At 65.6% G+C, this 17,109-nt stretch carries 9 protein-coding genes; 6 read left to right on the top strand and 3 right to left on the bottom strand.

The window, feature by feature from the left end:
- Positions 1 to 19 precede the first annotated feature (19 nt).
- The 6 genes from ACIP9X_RS09190 to ACIP9X_RS09215 all read left to right on the top strand — a co-directional run bounded on the left by ACIP9X_RS09190 (position 20) and on the right by ACIP9X_RS09215 (position 12,923).
- Positions 20 to 1,453 carry an FAD-dependent oxidoreductase gene (locus tag ACIP9X_RS09190; protein ID WP_400479406.1) on the top strand — a complete coding sequence of 478 codons (1,434 nt, stop codon included), beginning with the start codon at positions 20 to 22 and terminating at the stop codon, positions 1,451 to 1,453.
- A gap of 132 nt (positions 1,454 to 1,585) precedes the next feature.
- Positions 1,586 to 2,986: a GAF domain-containing protein gene (locus tag ACIP9X_RS09195; protein WP_400479506.1), complete on the top strand. Its 1,401-nt coding sequence runs from the start codon at positions 1,586 to 1,588 to the stop codon at positions 2,984 to 2,986.
- Positions 2,987 to 3,147: 161 nt separating this feature from the next.
- Positions 3,148 to 4,671 (top strand): aldehyde dehydrogenase family protein, encoded by a 1,524-nt coding sequence (locus ACIP9X_RS09200; protein ID WP_400479407.1) that lies wholly within the window; start codon positions 3,148 to 3,150, stop codon positions 4,669 to 4,671.
- 15 nt (positions 4,672 to 4,686) lie between these two features.
- Positions 4,687 to 5,115: a DUF779 domain-containing protein gene (locus ACIP9X_RS09205; RefSeq protein ID WP_400479408.1), complete on the top strand. Its 429-nt coding sequence runs from the start codon at positions 4,687 to 4,689 to the stop codon at positions 5,113 to 5,115.
- Positions 5,116 to 5,478: 363 nt separating this feature from the next.
- On the top strand, positions 5,479 to 11,094 hold the full coding sequence (locus tag ACIP9X_RS09210; RefSeq protein ID WP_400479507.1) for a peroxidase family protein: 5,616 nt from the start codon (positions 5,479 to 5,481) through the stop codon (positions 11,092 to 11,094).
- 269 nt (positions 11,095 to 11,363) lie between these two features.
- Entirely contained in the window at positions 11,364 to 12,923 is a 1,560-nt protein-coding gene (locus ACIP9X_RS09215; protein WP_400479409.1) for an APC family permease, read from the top strand.
- 174 nt (positions 12,924 to 13,097) lie between these two features.
- Here ACIP9X_RS09215 and ACIP9X_RS09220 read toward each other — a convergent pair whose 3' ends face one another.
- The 3 genes from ACIP9X_RS09220 to ACIP9X_RS09230 all read right to left on the bottom strand — a co-directional run bounded on the left by ACIP9X_RS09220 (position 13,098) and on the right by ACIP9X_RS09230 (position 17,079).
- The gene (locus tag ACIP9X_RS09220; RefSeq protein ID WP_400479410.1) at positions 13,098 to 13,733 is read right to left on the bottom strand and encodes a DUF2461 domain-containing protein; all 636 of its coding nucleotides are present in this window, start codon (positions 13,731 to 13,733) and stop codon (positions 13,098 to 13,100) included.
- Positions 13,734 to 13,801: 68 nt separating this feature from the next.
- Positions 13,802 to 15,829, bottom strand: coding sequence for a DUF6541 family protein (locus ACIP9X_RS09225; RefSeq protein WP_400479411.1), 2,028 nt, complete (start codon positions 15,827 to 15,829; stop codon positions 13,802 to 13,804).
- A gap of 8 nt (positions 15,830 to 15,837) precedes the next feature.
- A complete protein-coding gene (locus ACIP9X_RS09230) occupies positions 15,838 to 17,079 on the bottom strand; it encodes a polysaccharide pyruvyl transferase family protein (RefSeq protein WP_400479412.1) in 1,242 nt (413 codons plus the stop codon).
- Between the last annotated feature and the right edge of the window lie 30 nt (positions 17,080 to 17,109).

The raw sequence follows: 17,109 nt of genomic DNA on the forward strand, positions 1-17,109 counted from the left end.
CGTACCAGAAGGGCTACCGGTGTCCACCTCAGCTGAATCCGCTTCCCAGAGGCCGCTCCGCGTCGCTATTGTCGGCGCCGGGCCTGCCGGTGTCTATGCGGCGGACATCCTGACCAAATCCAATGAGGTGAAGGGCGGGGATTTCGAGGTCAGCATCGACCTCTTCGAGGCCTATCCCGCGCCGTACGGGCTGATCCGCTACGGCGTCGCCCCCGACCACCCCCGCATCAAGGGCATCGTCAACGCCCTGCACAAGGTCCTGGACCGCGGCGACATCCGCTTCCTGGGCAACGTCACCTACGGCCGGGACCTGACCCTGCACGATTTCCGGTCCTTCTACGATGCGGTGATCTTTTCCACCGGAGCCATCAAGGACGCCGACCTGGACATCCCCGGAATCGACCTTGAGGGGTCCTTCGGCGCCGCGGACTTCGTCTCCTGGTATGACGGCCACCCTGATGTGCCCCGCGACTGGCCTCTGGATGCCAAGGAAATCGCCGTCATCGGCAACGGCAACGTGGCACTGGACGTCGCGCGGATGCTCGTCAAGCACGCCGACGAGCTCCTGGTCACCGAGATACCGGACAACGTCTACCGCGGGTTGAAGAACTCGCCGGTCACCGACGTGCACGTCTTCGGCCGCCGCGGCCCCGCCCAGGTCAAATTCACCCCTCTGGAGCTGCGCGAACTCAGCCATGCCCGCGACGTGGACATCGTGCTCTACCCGGAGGACTTTGAGTTTGACGAAGCCTCGGACGAGGCGATCCGCACCAACAACCAGATCAAGACCATGGTGAACACCCTCACCAACTGGCTCGTGGAGGAGCATGCCGAAGCGGAGGAGCCGTCCTCCCGCCGCCTGCATCTGCATTTCCTGCACAGCCCGGTGGAGATTTACGACGACGGCGGGTCCGGCAAGGTTGCCGGCATCAAGTTTGAACGCATGCAGCTGGACGGCACCGGACACGTCAAGGGCACCGGCGAGTTCATCGACTACCCGGTGCAGGCCGTGTACCGCGCCATCGGCTACCACGGATCCCCGCTGGACGAACTGGAGTACGACGCCAAGCGCGGCGTGATCCCCAACGAGGGCGGCCGCGTCCTGGACGCCGAAGGTGAGCCAGTCCCGGGCATCTATGCCACGGGCTGGATCAAGCGCGGGCCAGTCGGCCTGATCGGCCACACCAAGGGCGACGCCCTGGAAACGATCGGATTCCTCCTCGAGGACCGGCTGACGCTGCCTCCGGCAAAGAATCCGGACCCTCAGGCGATCATCGACCTGCTGGAGGAACGCGGCATCGAGTACACCACGTGGGAAGGCTGGAACAAGCTCAACGCGCACGAAGCAGCCCTCGGTGCGGCGTGGTCGGAATCGACGGCGGCAGACGGCGTCGTTCGTGAACGCATCAAGGTAGTGCCCCGCGAGGAAATGATCGCAATCTCCCGCCCCTAGGGCAGCTGTGGCGGGCCGTTGGGGTACGCCGTTAGACTTGCCGGGCTGAGCGCGGTTCCGATGATGCCGTGCCCGGCCAAGGGCTGAAACAGGGGCAACACGAGTGTCGCGAGCGGGAGTTCGATGAAGAACATGATCCGGACAGCAGCATCTGCGGGGGAGGATGCGGCGCTGGCCCATCGCCATGCCCTGGCAGGCCACGAATACCTGGACCGGCCGCTCACCCTCGACGCGGAAGAAATCCCCGGTCTCCGCCCGCTGATCCGTGAATCCTGGCAGCGCTCCGTCCGGCTGCAGGCGAACCCCGACCTCCCCGAGGCGCCGCTGGTTCTGGACCGGGAGGAGCTCGAGGAGTACCGCCGCGAGCACCCCCTCGCCACGATCATGCCCGTGATCCAGAAGCTCCTGATCCAGCCCAGCCACGACAGCGGGCTGCTCGTGGCAGTGGGCGATGATGTGGGCCGGCTGCTCTGGGTGGAGGGCGACCCTGCGATGCAGCGGCGGGCGCAGGGCATGATGTTCGTGCCGGGCGCCGACTGGTCCGAGGCAACGGTGGGTACCAGTGCCCCCGGGACGGCACTGGCCCTCGACCGGGGGCTGCAGATCTCCGGGGCCGAGCACTACAAGCGGTCTGTCCATCCATGGAGCTGCACCGCCGTCCCGTTCCACGACCCGGACTCGGGTGCGCTGCTGGGCGTCGTGGACATCACCGGCACGGAGTCGGCGGTGGCCCCGCACACCCTCTCGCTGGTGGAGGCCACCGTGGCCGCCGCACAGGCGCAGCTGCGCGTGGAGCGGCTCCAGCTTGCGGCAACACAGACGGGGACGCCTGCCCGACGGCGGAACAGCAGTGCCGCTGCCCGGTCCGGTTCCGCCTCTGCAACGGATTCGGCCGCGCCGGGTGCCGGCAGGAAGGGCAGCCTGTACCGCAACAGCCTGCAGCTCCTGGGCCGGGACCAGGCGCTGCTCAGCATCGAAGGCCGGACGGTTGCGCTGTCGGCACGGCACAGCGAGATTCTGGCCCTGCTCAGTATTAATCCCGCGGGCCTCAGTGCCGAGGAGCTCACCACGCTGCTCTATCCCGGGGAGGGCTCCACCATGACCCTTCGCGCCGAGATGGTGCGCCTCCGCAAGGTGCTGCAGGAGCTCAACCCCGCCGCTGTTCCCGGCTCACGGCCGTACAAGCTGGCCGTGGACCTTGTGCCGGACACCGGCCAGGTCCTCAGCTGCCTGCAGCGCGGAGCGCACCGGATCGCACTGGAGATCTACACCGGGGCGGTGCTTCCGCGGTCCGAGGCGCCGGGGATCGTGGAGCTGCGGGAGAGGGTGTCTTCGCTGCTGCGCGAGGCGGTCCTCACGGACGGCAGCGCCGAGGCGCTGCTCCGCTACGCCGCGCTGCCCGAGGCGAGGGACGACGTCGGGGTCCGGCGCGCCGCCCTGAAACTTCTGCCGCCCCGCTCGCCCAAGCGGGCCGCCGTCGTCGCCGATCTGGAGCGGCTGGAAGCCGAACTGGCGCCTAACCAGCGCAGGTGAGCTTGGGCCCACGCCTGCCGAGTTCCCTGGCCGAGCCTGCGAGGTTAGGGGGCAGGTGGGGACAACGATGCAACCTTGCTGCAACCTGCCCGCTCCTACGCTGGGTGCAGCGGCGACCACCATGCGCATCGCCGGAAAGTTGCAGAGCAAAGGAGCCAGCAATGACCGTTTACGCACAGCCCGGGACCGAGGGATCGAAGGTCACCTTCAAGGACCGCTACGAGAACTGGATCGGCGGCGAGTGGGTGGCCCCGGTCAAGGGCCAGTACTTCGAAAACATCACTCCCGTCACCGGCAAGCCCTTCTGCGAGGTGGCCCGCGGCACCGCCGAGGACATCGACCTGGCACTGGACGCCGCGCACAAGGCCGCACCGTCCTGGGGCAAGACGTCCGTGACGGAACGCGCCGCCATCCTCAACAAGATCGCGGACCGGATCGACGCCAATACCGAGCTGCTCGCCGCCGCCGAGACCTGGGACAACGGCAAGCCCATCCGTGAAACCCTGAACGCCGACATCCCGCTCGCCGCGGACCACTTCCGCTACTTCGCCTCCGCCGTCCGCGCCCAGGAAGGGCGCCTGTCCCAGCTCGACGACGACACCACCGCCTACCACTACCACGAGCCGCTGGGCGTTGTCGGCCAGATCATCCCGTGGAACTTCCCCATCCTGATGGCCGTCTGGAAGCTCGCCCCGGCGCTCGCAGCAGGCAACGCCGTGGTCCTGAAGCCGGCCGAGCAGACGCCGTCCTCCATCCTGGTCCTGATGGAGCTCATCGGCGACCTCCTGCCGGCGGGCGTGGTGAACGTCGTCAACGGATTCGGCGTCGAGGCCGGTAAACCACTGGCCTCCAGCCCGCGGATCCGCAAGATCGCCTTCACCGGCGAGACCACCACCGGCCGGCTGATCAGCCAGTACGCCTCCAACAACCTGATCCCCGTCACGCTCGAACTGGGCGGCAAGAGCCCCAACATCTTCTTCAACGACGTTGCCGATTCCAACGACGCGTTCTACGACAAGGCCCAGGAGGGCTTCACGCTCTTCGCCTTCAACCAAGGGGAGGTCTGCACCTGCCCCTCCCGCGCACTGGTCCAGGAGGACATCTACGACTCCTTCATGGCCGACGCCATCGCGCGCGTGGAGAAGATCATCCAGGGCAACCCGCTGGACACCGACACTCAGCTCGGCGCCCAGGCCTCCAACGACCAGCTGGAAAAGATCCTCTCCTACATCGACATCGGCAAACAGGAAGGCGCCAAGCTGCTCACCGGCGGCGCCCGGGCCGAGCTCGACGGCGACCTGGCCGGCGGCTACTACGTCCAGCCCACCGTCTTCGAGGGCCACAACCGGATGCGGATCTTCCAGGAGGAAATCTTCGGTCCGGTGGTGTCCGTAACGCGCTTCAGCGACTACAACGACGCCATGGGGATCGCGAACGACACCCTCTACGGGCTGGGCGCCGGCGTCTGGTCCCGCAACGGCAACGTGGCGTACCGGGCCGGCCGGGAAATCCAGGCAGGCCGGGTCTGGGTCAACAACTACCACGCCTACCCGGCCGGTGCCGCCTTCGGCGGCTACAAGTCCTCCGGCATCGGACGTGAAAACCACGCCATGATGCTGGACCACTACCAGCAGACCAAGAACCTGCTGGTCAGCTACAACGAAAACAAGCTCGGCTTCTTCTAGGCTCCGGTGAGGCAAATGCCTGAAAACAGGCTTGATGCCGCGGTGACGCTGCCCGGCGAGGACTTCTCCCGGGTGGCGCTTACCGCCGACGCGGTGCAGCTGCTCCGCAAGCTCTGGGAGGTGCACGGCCCGCTGATGTTCCACCAGTCCGGCGGCTGCTGCGACGGGTCCTCGCCGATGTGTTTCCCGGCAGGGGAGTTCGCCACGGGGGACTCGGACGTCCTGCTGGGACGTTTTGACATTTCCGACGGCGGCCCGGGCGCCGAAGCAGGCAGCGGCACCATGCCGCTGGACTTCTGGATGTCCAGGGAGCAGTTCAGCTACTGGAGCCACACTCACCTGACGGTGGACGTGGTGCCGGGCCGGGGGAGCGGATTCTCGGTGGAGGCGCCGGAGGGGAAGCGGTTCCTGATCCGGTCCATGCTCATGGACTGGCCGGTGTAACCCCACGGGATCCCCCAGACGCCTGCAAGGAAATATCCGGCAAAGTTTCACAAATATGACGCCCGGGCGGGGCCGCAAACAAGCGGCCCCGCCCGGGCTTTGCATGTTTAGGGTGCGATTGGGAACCCCCAATTTGGGTGGCACTACGGGTCGGCCAGCCGTCCCCCCAAGGTTTTCACGGGCCACCCCACGCACCATGGCAAGCGTTACATCCCTCCTAGCGGCAGGTATGCCATGAAACTCTCAGCCTGGAAGTCAGACGGGGGCGCGGATCACAACAGATCCGCAGCCCCCACAGATCCACCATTGAACCGGCGGGAACGCCGGAACAAACGACGTAAACAGTCGGTCTCCTTCCGGCTGATGGCGGCGGTGACCACTCTCGCCATGCCGGCAGCAATGGGGCTTCCGGTGGTGGCAGCAAATGCAGTGCAGGCACCGTCCGGGGCAGGATTCAACGTCACCCCGTCCGACCTGTCCTTCATCCTGAAGCAGATCAACATCGCTGAAAAGCATGTCGCGGACACAACCTCCGAGACCGGCCCCTGCGGTGCACTCAAGAACCAACTCGCAAGCCCGATGCTGTCCCTTGGGCTGCGCACCGTAGACGGCAGCTGCAACCATCTCGAGCCGGGACAGGACAACTACGGCGCTGCGGACCAGGTCTTCCCGCGACTCGGCGCCTCCTCGTACAAGGCAGCGGAAAACTCGATCTTCGGGCCGCCGGCGCCATCAAGCTACGCCCAGAAGAAGGGCGACGTTTTCGACTCGCAGCCGCGTGTCATCAGCAACCTGATCGTGGACCAGACCTCCACCAACCCGGCAGCCGTGTCCGCCGCCGGAAGCCCCGTCCGCAGCCAGGGCAACGAGGGCGTTGTCCCCTGCAAGACGGACCCGGACCCGCTGGCTGAGCCGCCCGTTGCAGCTGATCCGGCGAACTGCGTTCCTTCCCACAGCACACTCTTCATCCCGAACATCACCACCGACGTCGGCCTCTCGCCCCCGTACAACTCCCTCTTCACCCTGTTCGGACAGTTCTTTGACCACGGCATCGACCAGACGGTGAAGGGCGGCGGGAGCGTCTATGTTCCGCTCAAGGCGGATGATCCGCTCATCGCCGGCCCCAACCACGTTGTGGACGACAATCCCGCGACGCCCGCTGTGGAAGGTGACGATCTTCCCCGGCACCTGCGCTTCATGGCCCTTACCCGGGGCCTGAACCAGCCGGGGCCCGACGGCATCCTGGGCGACAAACCCGAGACCACCGACGTGGACGAAAGTGCCGACGACGTCCAGGACGCGCTCAACACCGACTCCCCCTGGGTCGACCAGAGCCAGACCTACACCTCCCACCCCTCGCACCAGGTATTCCTGCGGGAGTACGTTAAGGACGCTGCGACCGGCCGGCCCGCCGCCACGGGAAAGCTCCTCGGCGGACCGACTGGCCCGACGGCAGGAGGCATGGCAACCTGGGCAACCACGAAGAAGCAGGCACAGGAAGTGCTCGGCATCCGCTTCGAGGACAAGGACGTCCTCAACGTGCCGATGATCAAGGCTGACCTGTACGGCAACTTCATCCCCGGACCGGAGCGGGGCCTGCCCGTGTTCGTCACGGAAAGCGGGGACGTCGAAGCGAACCCGGCCGACAACGGCAACACCGGAACCCTGGTTCCCGCCGACGTCCGATACTTCAATACTCCATTCCTCACGGACATCGCGCACAATGCCGACCCGTCCCCCAAGGACCACGACCACAGCGCCGCAACGCCTGTCCAGGCACCGGTCAAGGACGAAGACACGACTGCGTCCGCCGATTTCGCCAGCCAGCCTGCAGGAACCTATGACGATGAGATGCTCGACGCGCACTTCATCGCCGGTGACGGCCGCGTGAACGAGAACATTGGCCTCACCGCCATCCACCAGGTGTTCCACTCGGAACACGACCGGCTGGTCGACGACATCAAAGCCACTCTGGCAAAGCCGGAAAACGCTGCACTGCTTGCAGACTACGAAGCTGTGGGCGAGGGGACGTTCAACCTGGGTGAGCGCCTCTTCCAGGCAGCCCGATTTGTGACCGAGATGGAATACCAGCACCTGGTCTTCGAGGAGTTCGCCCGCAAGATCCAGCCTTTGATCAACCCGTTCCAGCCGTTCGCCTTCACGCAGACGGACATCAATCCTGCCATCAAGGCCGAATTCGCCCACGCCGTCTACCGGTTTGGCCACTCGATGCTGACCGAGACGATCTCGCGGAGGAACGAGTACAAGCCCGGTCCCGATGCCATCTATGGCAATGCCGACGACGTCCCTGGTTCGGAGAATGACATCTCCCTGCTCGAGGGCTTCCTCAACCCGCCGGCCTACACAGACGGCGGTGACGCGGGAGAGCTGACCTCGGAGGAGGCAGCCGGAAGCATCATCATGGGCATGTCCGACCAGGAAGGCAACGAACTGGACGAATTCGTCACTGATACGCTCAGGAACAACCTGCTGGGACTTCCACTGGACCTCGCGACCATCAACATGACACGGGCCCGGTCTGAAGGCGTCCCGACGCTGAACAACTTCCGCAAGGAGCTTCACGCCGAGACGAATGACGGCCAGCTGAAGCCGTACGTCAACTGGATCGATTTCGGTGAAAACCTCAAGCACCCCGAATCGCTGATCAACTTCGTGGCCGCCTACGGCAAGCACCCCACGATCCTCACGGATGCGGGACCGGACAAGGTGCTGGGCAACGCGGACGACAAGCCGGCTTCACTGAAGTCCCGCCGCGATGCCGCCCGTGCCATCGTCAACCCGGACACCGTTGCGGGTGACGTTCCTCCAACGGACGCAGCAGCATTCATGAACAGCGACGGCACCACCTGGGCGGACAAGGACGGCCACTCACAGACCGGCCTGGACGACGTGGAACTCTGGGTTGGCGGCCTCGCGGAACGCACCAACATGTTTGGCGGCCTGCTCGGCAGCACGTTCAACTTCGTCTTCGAACAGCAGCTGACGGAGCTCCAGAACGGCGACCGGTTCTACTACCTGGCACGCACACCCGGCATGAACCTTCGTGCGCAGCTCGAGGGCAACTCCTTCGCGGAGCTCATGATGCGCAACACCAACGCCCAGGCGCTCAAGGCGGACGCCTTCGCGACTGCCGACTGCAAGTTCGAGCTGAAGAACCTGGCCGGCACGCGTGACGGCTTCAACAGCTTCGGCAACACGGTCGCCAATGACACGGCGTCGGACTGCGATGAGAGCAAGGTGCTGATCCGCATGGCGGACGGCACCATCAAGTACCGGATGACCAACACTGTGGACCCCTCGGGCATCAACGGCCAGAGCGTCTTCAACGGAACCTTCAACGCTGACCGCGCCTACGGCGGCAACGACAACGACACCTTCTGGGGTGGCGAGGGCAACGATGTCTTCGAGGGCGGTGACGGAGCCGACGTCGCACTTGGCGGTGAAGGCAACGACATCATCACCGATATCGCCGGTGACGACGTGCACAAGGGCGGTCCCGGCAACGACGCGATCGACACCGGTCCCGGACTGGACATCATCATGGGCGGCGACGGCAGCGACTTTACCAACGGCGGAGCCAACTTCAACGAAACGTTCCTGGGTGAAGGCAATGACTTCGCCATCGCCGGCCAGGGTGAAGATGCTGTCTTCGGTGACGGCGGCGACGACTGGCAGGAAGGTGGCGACGAGCCCGATCTGCTGATGGGTGACTCCAGCAACCTCTTCTTCCTTGATGATTCCCAGAAGCCGGGCCACGACATCCTCATCGGCCAGGGCGGTGACGACGACTACGACATGGAAGGCGGCGACGACGTCGGCCTGGCCGGTCCGGGCATCGAGAAGATCGCCGGCGCATCGGGCTACGACTGGGAGATTGGCCTTGCCGATCCGCAGCCTCAGGACGCAGACCTGGATCTGCAGATCCTGCCGCTGGACATCCTCCAGACGGGTGTGCGCGACCGCTACAACGAAGTGGAGGCCCTCTCGGGCGGCCCCTTCGATGACAAGCTCCGGGGCGACGACGTTGTTCCTGCCGACGTGGGCGGCGGCGGCTTCATCGGCTGCAACGTCCTGGACGTGCACGGCGTCAACCGCATCTCCGGACTCAACGAACTGATCCCGGATGCAGCACGCACCACGCGGGTTGCAGACGTGATTGCAGCTTCAGCATCGAAGGACTGCCCGATCCTGGACAGCTCCGAGAACGCCATGGCCTGGGGAGACGGCAACATCCTTCTCGGCGGCGGCGGCAGCGACATCATCGAAGGACGCGGCGGCAACGACATCATCGACGGCGACCGCTACCTCAACGTCCGACTCAGCGTCCGGAACGCTGCCGGCGCAGAGATCGGCAGCGCGACCGGAATGACCACCCAGTACCTGCGGAACGACGCAGGTGCCCTGACAGGCGCGACTCTTCAGGCGGACGTTTTCGCCGGCAAGGTCGATCCGGGCAACATCGTGGTTGTGAGGGAAATCCTCTCCACCGGCGGTGGCACTGACAAGGCTGTCTTCTCCGACATCGAGGCCAACTACACCGTTACCACAAACAACGGCGTAACCACGGTGACCCACAACAACGCAGGTCCCGACGGAACCGACACCCTCCGGAACATCGAAACCCTGGTTTTCGCGGATTCTGTGGCACCGAGCGCACCCACCGGCGTGACGGCACAGGCCGGCAACGCCCAGGCAACGGTGAACTTCAGCGCCGCTGAAGCTGGCGGCATCACCGAGGGATTCACCATCAGGGTCCTGAACGCAGCAACCGGGGCACAGATCGGGGACGTCCGCACGGCAGAAGGGGATGCGACCAGCCTGGTCGTCACCGGCCTGCCTAACGGCACTGCGGTCAAGTTCGAGGTGAAGGCGACGAACGTCCACGGCGAGAGCACGGTAGTAGTTACCAACACCGTCACACCCGTGGCGCCTGTGATGGTCAGCGCTGTTCCAACCATCACGGGTACGGCAACCGTAGGCAGCCGGCTGACCGCGAACAGCGGAATCTGGGGCCCCGCTCCGGTGACGCTGAGGTACCAGTGGCTCAGCAACGGCACCGCGATCGGCGGAGCCACGGCTTCCACCTACACCCTGGCGGCGGGAGATGCGGGCAAGTCAGTGACCGTTACCGTCACCGGCGAAAAGGCCGGCTACGAAACCGTGTCACGGACATCTGCTGCAGTAGCAGTAACCGCGCCGGTCGTCACGGTATCTGTCGCCCTGGATTTCACGGGTGACAGCAGGGCCGACCTGGTGGCCAGGGATTCCAGCGGGGTGCTGTACATCTACCCGGGCAACGGTGCCGGTAACTTCGGTTCGCGGATCCGGCTCGGCAGTGGCTGGAACGCCATGACCGCCATTGACGCTGCAGGCGACCTCACGGGCGACGGCAAGTCTGATCTGGTGGCGAGGGATTCCAGCGGTGTGCTGTACATCTACCCGGGTACAGGCACCAGCTTCGGTGCCCGGATCCGGCTCGGCAGCGGCTGGAACGCCATGACCGCCATTGACGCTGCTGGCGACCTCACGGGCGACGGCAAGGCTGATCTGGTGGCCAGGGATTCCAGCGGTGTCTTGTACATCTACCCGGGCACAGGCACCAGCTTCGGCGCCCGGATCCGGCTCGGCAGCGGCTGGAACGCCATGACGGCCATCAGCGCATCGGGTGACCTTACCGGTGACGCCAAGGCTGATCTGGTGGCCAGGGACTCCAGCGGCGTGCTGTACATCTACCCGGGCACAGGCACCGGTGGCTTCGGCACCCGGATCCGGCTCGGCAGCGGCTGGAACGCCATGACGGCCATCATCGCATCGGGTGACCTCACCGGCGACGCCAAGGTTGATCTGGTGGCCAGGGATTCCAGCGGTGTCTTGTACATCTACCCGGGCACGGGCACCGGCTTCGGCACCCGTCTCCGGCTCGGCAGCGGCTGGAACGCCATGACGGCGATCCGTTAGCCGCTACGGGACCTGCCGGCGGGCCCGCACCACCCGTCGGCAGGTCCCCCTCCGCATCGGCCATCCCTCTCGGCCGATGCGGTTCCAGGACACCACGCCCGGACCTCCACAGCACCGCGCAGCCGCAGCGCGGAGGAGGCCCGGGCGTGGTTTTGTCTGTGCCGGGATCCGGCCCGTCTCACAATGCGGGACAAATATGGCCGTCCACTGGATGGACACTACTATTGGTAGGTCTGTTTCCCCTCCCCAACCAGGATTGTGGACCTCCTATGAACCTTTTCCGGACCAAATCCATCGAGCAGTCAATAGCTGACGCCGATGAGCCCGGACGCAAGCTAAAGCGCTCGCTCAGCACCTGGGATCTGATGATCATGGGCGTCGCCGTTGCAGTTGGCGCCGGCATCTTCTCCGTGGGCGCCAAGGCCGCAGCCAATTTCGCTGGCCCCGCCGTCACCGTCTCGTTCATTGTGGCCGCCATCACCTGCGCCCTGGCCATCATGTGCTACGCGGAATTCGCGACCGCCATCCCCGTGGCCGGCTCTGCCTATGTGTTTACGTACGCCACCATGGGTGAAATTCTGGCCTGGATTATCGGCTGGAACCTCATTCTCGAGCTTTTCACGGCCGCTGCCGTCATCGCCAAGTACTGGGGCATCTACCTCAGCAAGGTCTTCGCGCTCATGGGCGTGGACATTCCGCCCGCCGTTTCACTCGGCGGCGTCGACCTTTACTGGGGCGCGTTCCTCATCGTTGCCGTCTTCACGGTGCTGCTCGTGCTGGGCACGAAGCTCTCCGCACGCGTGGGCAACATCTTCACGCTGATCAAGATCGGCGTCGTCATTTTCGTGATCGTTGTCGGCTTCACCTACGTGAAGGTCGCCAACTACGCGCCGTTCGTTCCCGCCTCCGAACCCACAGCTGGTGCCGGAGCCGCGGACGTGATGAAGCAGTCGTTCTTCGGCTTCCTGACCGGTGCCGCTCCCGCCCAGTACGGGACGCTCGGCATCTTCGCCGGTGCAGCCCTGGTGTTCTTCGCGTTCATCGGCTTCGATGTCGTGGCGACCTCCGCCGAGGAGGTCAAGAACCCCCAGAAGACCCTTCCTCGAGGCATCTTCGGCGGCCTGGCCCTCGTCACCCTGCTCTACATTCTGGTGTCCCTCGCCCTTACCGGCATGGTCTCTTACAAGCAGCTGGCCGAGGTCAAGAACCCGACCCTCACCACGGCCTTCGAAGCTGTGGGAAACACCGACGCCGCGAAAATCATCGCCTTCGGCTCGCTGATCGGCCTCACAACGGTGATCATGGTGCTGCTGATGGGCCTCTCGCGCGTGGTGCTGGCGATGAGCCGCGACGGCCTCCTGCCGCGCTCCCTGTCCAAGACCAGCGAAAAGCGTGCGACGCCGGTCCGTCTGCAGATCATCTGCGGCGCCGCCGTGGCGCTGGTCGCCGGTCTGACCAACGTGGACCTGCTCGAAGAAATGATCAACATTGGCACGCTCTCCGCGTTCGTGATGGTCAGCCTGGGAATCCTGGTGCTGCGCAAGAAGCGTCCCGACCTGAAGCCCGCCTTCCGGGTGCCCTTCGGCAAGGTGCTTCCCATCGTCTCCGCAGTGCTGTGCCTGTATCTCATGACGAACCTGGCCGTGGAAACCTGGATCTTCTTCGGAATCTGGCTCGCCCTGGGCCTGGCAATCTACTTCTCGTACGGGCAGCGCCACTCCCGCCTCAACGAGAAGTTCGCCGACGCCAAAGCAGCGGTGGACGGACGGACTGCGACGGTTGAAGCCGACCGTGACGACGACGACGAAAACGTCCTGACGAAGGCCTGACCGACACCGTCACACAACCGCGGTCAAGGAACCGCCCTGACGCAAACGCCGCCCTGCCGGTGCCGCCATCATGCGGTGCCGCAGGGGCGGCGTTCGCGCGTTTCGGGCTGACGCCGAGGCGTTGCGGGAAGTTAGACGGCGTTGCTGGTTCGCTTACCGCGTCGTCGGCGGTTTTCACGGGGCGGCGTGGCGGCTGACCCAGTCCACCAGCGGCCGGAGCTGTTCCCACAACGCCCCGATCTGGTTCTCTGCCTCCGGCGAGCCCAGCCAGTCCGGTTCTCCGACAGGAATGCTGGCGGACAGCGATTTGTGTTTCAGCAGTTCGGCGCGGGGATGGTCCTTCGGAAAGCCTCGCGGCACCGTTTTCAGCTTTTCGCCTTCGATGGCGAAGCCCGCGGCAGCTGTGGCGTCCACGATGTGCTGCAGCTGCTCCCCGGTGCTTCCTGCATCCACGGAATTCCGGTACCGCACCAGCTGCGCGGGCGAATGGGAGTGGTAGCCGCCGCCGACGAGCAGGCCGTCGGCGCTGATCTGGAGGTAGTACCCCACGCCTTCCTGGTAGGAGGCAAAGGCGCCCTGGGCTGTCTTGTAGGGGGACTTGTCCTGGGAGAACCGGATGTCGCGGTTGGGGCGGAAGATCTTGCCCGGCCCGAACCGCGGCTCCAACTGCGCCAGGAGCGCCTGGAGCGGGCCTTTCACGGACTCCTGGTACACAGCTGCATGGGCCAGCCACCACTCGCGGTTGTTGTTCTGCTCCAGCTCGGCGTAGAACACGGGGGCAGCGGCTGGAATACCGTCAAATGTACTCATGACTGAAGCCTATGGACCGGCTCAGCCCTCAGGCCATGGCTGCCGACGTCTATGTGGAAAACCGGCAGCTAGCGGCAGGCCGTGATCCGGTACAGGGTCCGGCCGCCGTCGGAGACGATCTTTTCAAAGCCCTGATTCGTCGGCACGTTGTAAAAACCCGGCCACCGCTTCAGGCTATCGCTGCCATGCGAGCTGCCTGGAGCATCCTCGTAGAAGTGCGAGGCCCCGACCTTCCGCACAGCTTCGCAGGCCGCCTTGTCTGTGGCGAGCTGGTTGAATCGGGTGCGGAGCAGTTCCTTGGCAGCGCTTCCGGCAGTTGGTGCCCCCAATTGCGGGTACACGACGCGCCTGCCGGTCAGGGCATAGAAGTACGTTGCGCCGTTGAAGGGGTCCCCGATCACCACGGCATTGGCCGGCAGCAGCGCCCCGGCCCGTTCGATGAAGGCCTGTTCTCCCATCGAGAGGACACCCGTTCCGGGCTTGTTGGAGACCGTGTAGTTCTGTGCGGCCACGGCCACGCGTTCCACCGAGCGGTAGCTTCCCGAGCCCGTATAAAGCCCGCAGCTGGCCAGGGCCACGGCCGCGGTGAAGAGAACTGCCGGAAGGGAAAAGCGACCGGTGCCACGTTCCAGGGGCAGCCGGCTTGACACCGCGCGGATAACGACACGTGTCAGCGCGGCGATGGCCAGAGCAGCCAGCAGGCTTCCCGTCATCGCGATGAACGGCGCGATCCTTTGTGTGTCCTTGTACCAGAAACCTGTCAGCCACCGCAGCCCGTTTTCCGGCCCCGCGGCAAGCACGTAGAGTCCGACGAAAGCCAGCCAGGCCACGGCAAGAGGCCTGGCCTCCCTGACAAAAACGGCCACGGCCGCGCCCACGATCACCAGTAGCCCTACGGCAAGGTTGAAGTCGTCCGGCGCGGGAGGGGACAGCGCCGGAAACCGGGGAAGATCGAAAAACGCCAGGTGGAGTGAATCCGGGACTTTGGCGCGGACAGCCCGAGGGTAGGCCATCACGCCGGTCAGAAGACGGGAGTTTGCGAGCACCGACCAGGCCGCCGCCGCCAGGACAATCGCCGCAACAGCGGCCGCGAGCGTGGGCAGGGGCCGCCGCCGTATCCCGCGTGCCAGGGCCGGCAGGAAGCAGGCGGCCACAAAGGGCAGGACGGCGGCGGCCACGGCAAAGAGCGTGCTGGGGTGCGCCGCGGTGCAGCCGCCGAGGAGGGCGAGCAGAATGGCCGTCAGGAGAACCCGCTCCCGGGCCGGCGTTCCTGTACGCCCCTCCTGGGTCAGACGGCGCAGCAGCAGGACGGCCACGGCCAGCGTGGCGGGCACCAGGGCAGTGCCGAGGCCGTTGGGCCACTGGCCGCTGCGGAGGAGCTGGGAGAAGGGAAAGCTCACGAAGGAGGCCGCGATCAGCGGAGTCAGTGCCCACACCGCAGGATGCCGGGGGAGGACGGCCATGGCGAGGAATGCCAGGCCGACCGGCCAGATCAACCCGCCTATGACGAGAGATGACAGGTTTGCGGCTTCCGAGACGCCGCCGGGGACGAGGGCAACCGCGCTGTGCCAGCCTGCGGGGTAGTACGTGGGCGGGCCTTCGCCGAAGAGCGGGGCGATGCTCCACGGCGTCGCCTTGCCAGACTCCTGAATCCAGCGGAGCACGTTCAGGTGGAAGATCGGATCCCATCCCTGCGACGCCGTGGCGGGTCCGCCTATTCCACGCAGCAGCGCCAGACAGGTCACCGCCGAGCCGAGGGCAATCCCTGCCCCCACCGCAAGCGCCGTCGGCATGGTGAGGCCGCCGGGTGTCAGTGGTTTGCGGAAAGCGAACCGCCTGCCTGCCAGCCACGTGGTCAGCACCAGCGGGAGAGCAACGAGCGCGGCCGTGGCAATGTTCCACGGCATACCAGCCGCGGCCGCCAGGAAGCTGCCGGGCAGGAACGCCAGCAGCGTGACCGCCGGACTGAGCGCGACGGCTGCCGGCCAGCCCGGCTTCAGTGGCAGGAGAATCAGGAGCCCGGGCAGGAAGAACACGCCAGCAAGGGCCACTACGGTCAGGGCCGGGGCAGCCAGGCCAAAAATCCAGTCAAACATGTTCGGGTTCAGAGCGCTCCGGATCGGAACTTGTTCCTCTTTGGCGCAGCCAGGGCCTTGTTGAACAGCCTGGCGGCGCCGGACGTCAGGGAACCGCCCGTCAGTGCCCCACCAGAGTCGGAGCCGCTCTGGGCGGTCAGCGGCGGATAGATCTTGCGCGCTTCGGCGCGCTTCTGTGCCACGAGCGCGGGCAGGTTATCGCGCAACGCACCGCGCCCCTGCGGGATCTCGGGAATTTCGCTGTCCAGGGCAAGCGACCAACCGCTGCCCAGAGCCGTCACCGACTCGTGCTTGACGTCGTAGTACCCCTTCTTCATTCCGACCGCGAGGCCGCGGGCCCCGGCCGACGCTGCCAGCAGGTGGAAGTGGAAGCGGCTCGTCACCCACGTCTGGTTCTCGGACAAGGGAAGGCCATTGGCCCAGATGTGGACAAACGGCAGGAAGCGCTTCTCCGGAATGAGGTCGGCCAGCTGCTCATAGGCGAGGCGGTCGGCGCCCGGAATGGCTTCGACGTAATAGGCGTCGGTTCCCTCAGCGGCGGCCTTTTCGACGGCGGTCCTCGCCACCTTCACGGCCGTTTCGAAGCGCTCCGGATCGGCCGTGTCACTTTGGATGCAGACGTAGAGGCCAGGCTCCGCGGCGGCACGCCCGATTTCAGCAGTGACGCCGAGGAATGCATCATCGAGTTCCTGGGCGATGCCGTAGGCCAGGGCGCCAGCCTCGTCCCGGGCCGCAGCATGCGCGAAGTCCTGGAACAGGGGCATTTCGGCGGGGGCTGAGGTCAAGGCGGGCATCAGGCCCTGGCCGGTGGCGATCAGCCGGGCGCCGGTCATCCCGTGCACGGCACGCATGGCCACGACGAGTCCGGCGTGGTGGGACCAGTTCTCATTGATGAAGCCGCCGCCGATAAGGTGCAGGGATTTGGCTTCCCGCAGTTTCAGCAGTCCAAGGTCGTAGGACGGGGAGCCGAGGCCCGTGACCCGCGCCCGGATTAGGTCCGCGGCGTCGTCGAGCGGCAGGTCGGCGGTTTCGTGCACCAGCCGCCACAGAGTGTTGGTGACCCGCAGGCGCGGATGAAGCCCTTCAAAGAGGACCTGCGCGAGACCGGGCTGGGGGCAGTCCAGCCAGATATCGGCGTCGGGCCGCTCGAGCGCTAGGTATTTCAGCCATGAGGCGGCAATGAACTCATCGCCGAAATTGGGGTTGCCCGAAGGGCCGATCAGATAAATGGGACCCGACTGCATGCTCATGACTATATCGTTCCGGACGCAGGAAACCCC

It is taken from the genome of Arthrobacter sp. NPDC093125, assembly GCF_044754225.1.
GTDB lineage: Bacteria > Actinomycetota > Actinomycetes > Actinomycetales > Micrococcaceae > Arthrobacter.

Bases quoted from the DNA above. Each gene is read 5' to 3' on its own strand.
- ACIP9X_RS09195 (WP_400479506.1), top strand. From the start codon at position 1,586: ATGATCCGGACAGCAGCATCTGCGGGGGAGGATGCGGCGCTGGCCCAT.
- ACIP9X_RS09200 (WP_400479407.1), top strand. From the start codon at position 3,148: ATGACCGTTTACGCACAGCCCGGGACCGAGGGATCGAAGGTCACCTTC.
- ACIP9X_RS09205 (WP_400479408.1), top strand. From the start codon at position 4,687: ATGCCTGAAAACAGGCTTGATGCCGCGGTGACGCTGCCCGGCGAGGAC.
- ACIP9X_RS09210 (WP_400479507.1), top strand. From the start codon at position 5,479: ATGGCGGCGGTGACCACTCTCGCCATGCCGGCAGCAATGGGGCTTCCG.
- ACIP9X_RS09215 (WP_400479409.1), top strand. From the start codon at position 11,364: ATGAACCTTTTCCGGACCAAATCCATCGAGCAGTCAATAGCTGACGCC.
- ACIP9X_RS09220 (WP_400479410.1), bottom strand. From the start codon at position 13,733: ATGAGTACATTTGACGGTATTCCAGCCGCTGCCCCCGTGTTCTACGCC.
- ACIP9X_RS09225 (WP_400479411.1), bottom strand. From the start codon at position 15,829: ATGTTTGACTGGATTTTTGGCCTGGCTGCCCCGGCCCTGACCGTAGTG.
- ACIP9X_RS09230 (WP_400479412.1), bottom strand. From the start codon at position 17,079: ATGAGCATGCAGTCGGGTCCCATTTATCTGATCGGCCCTTCGGGCAAC.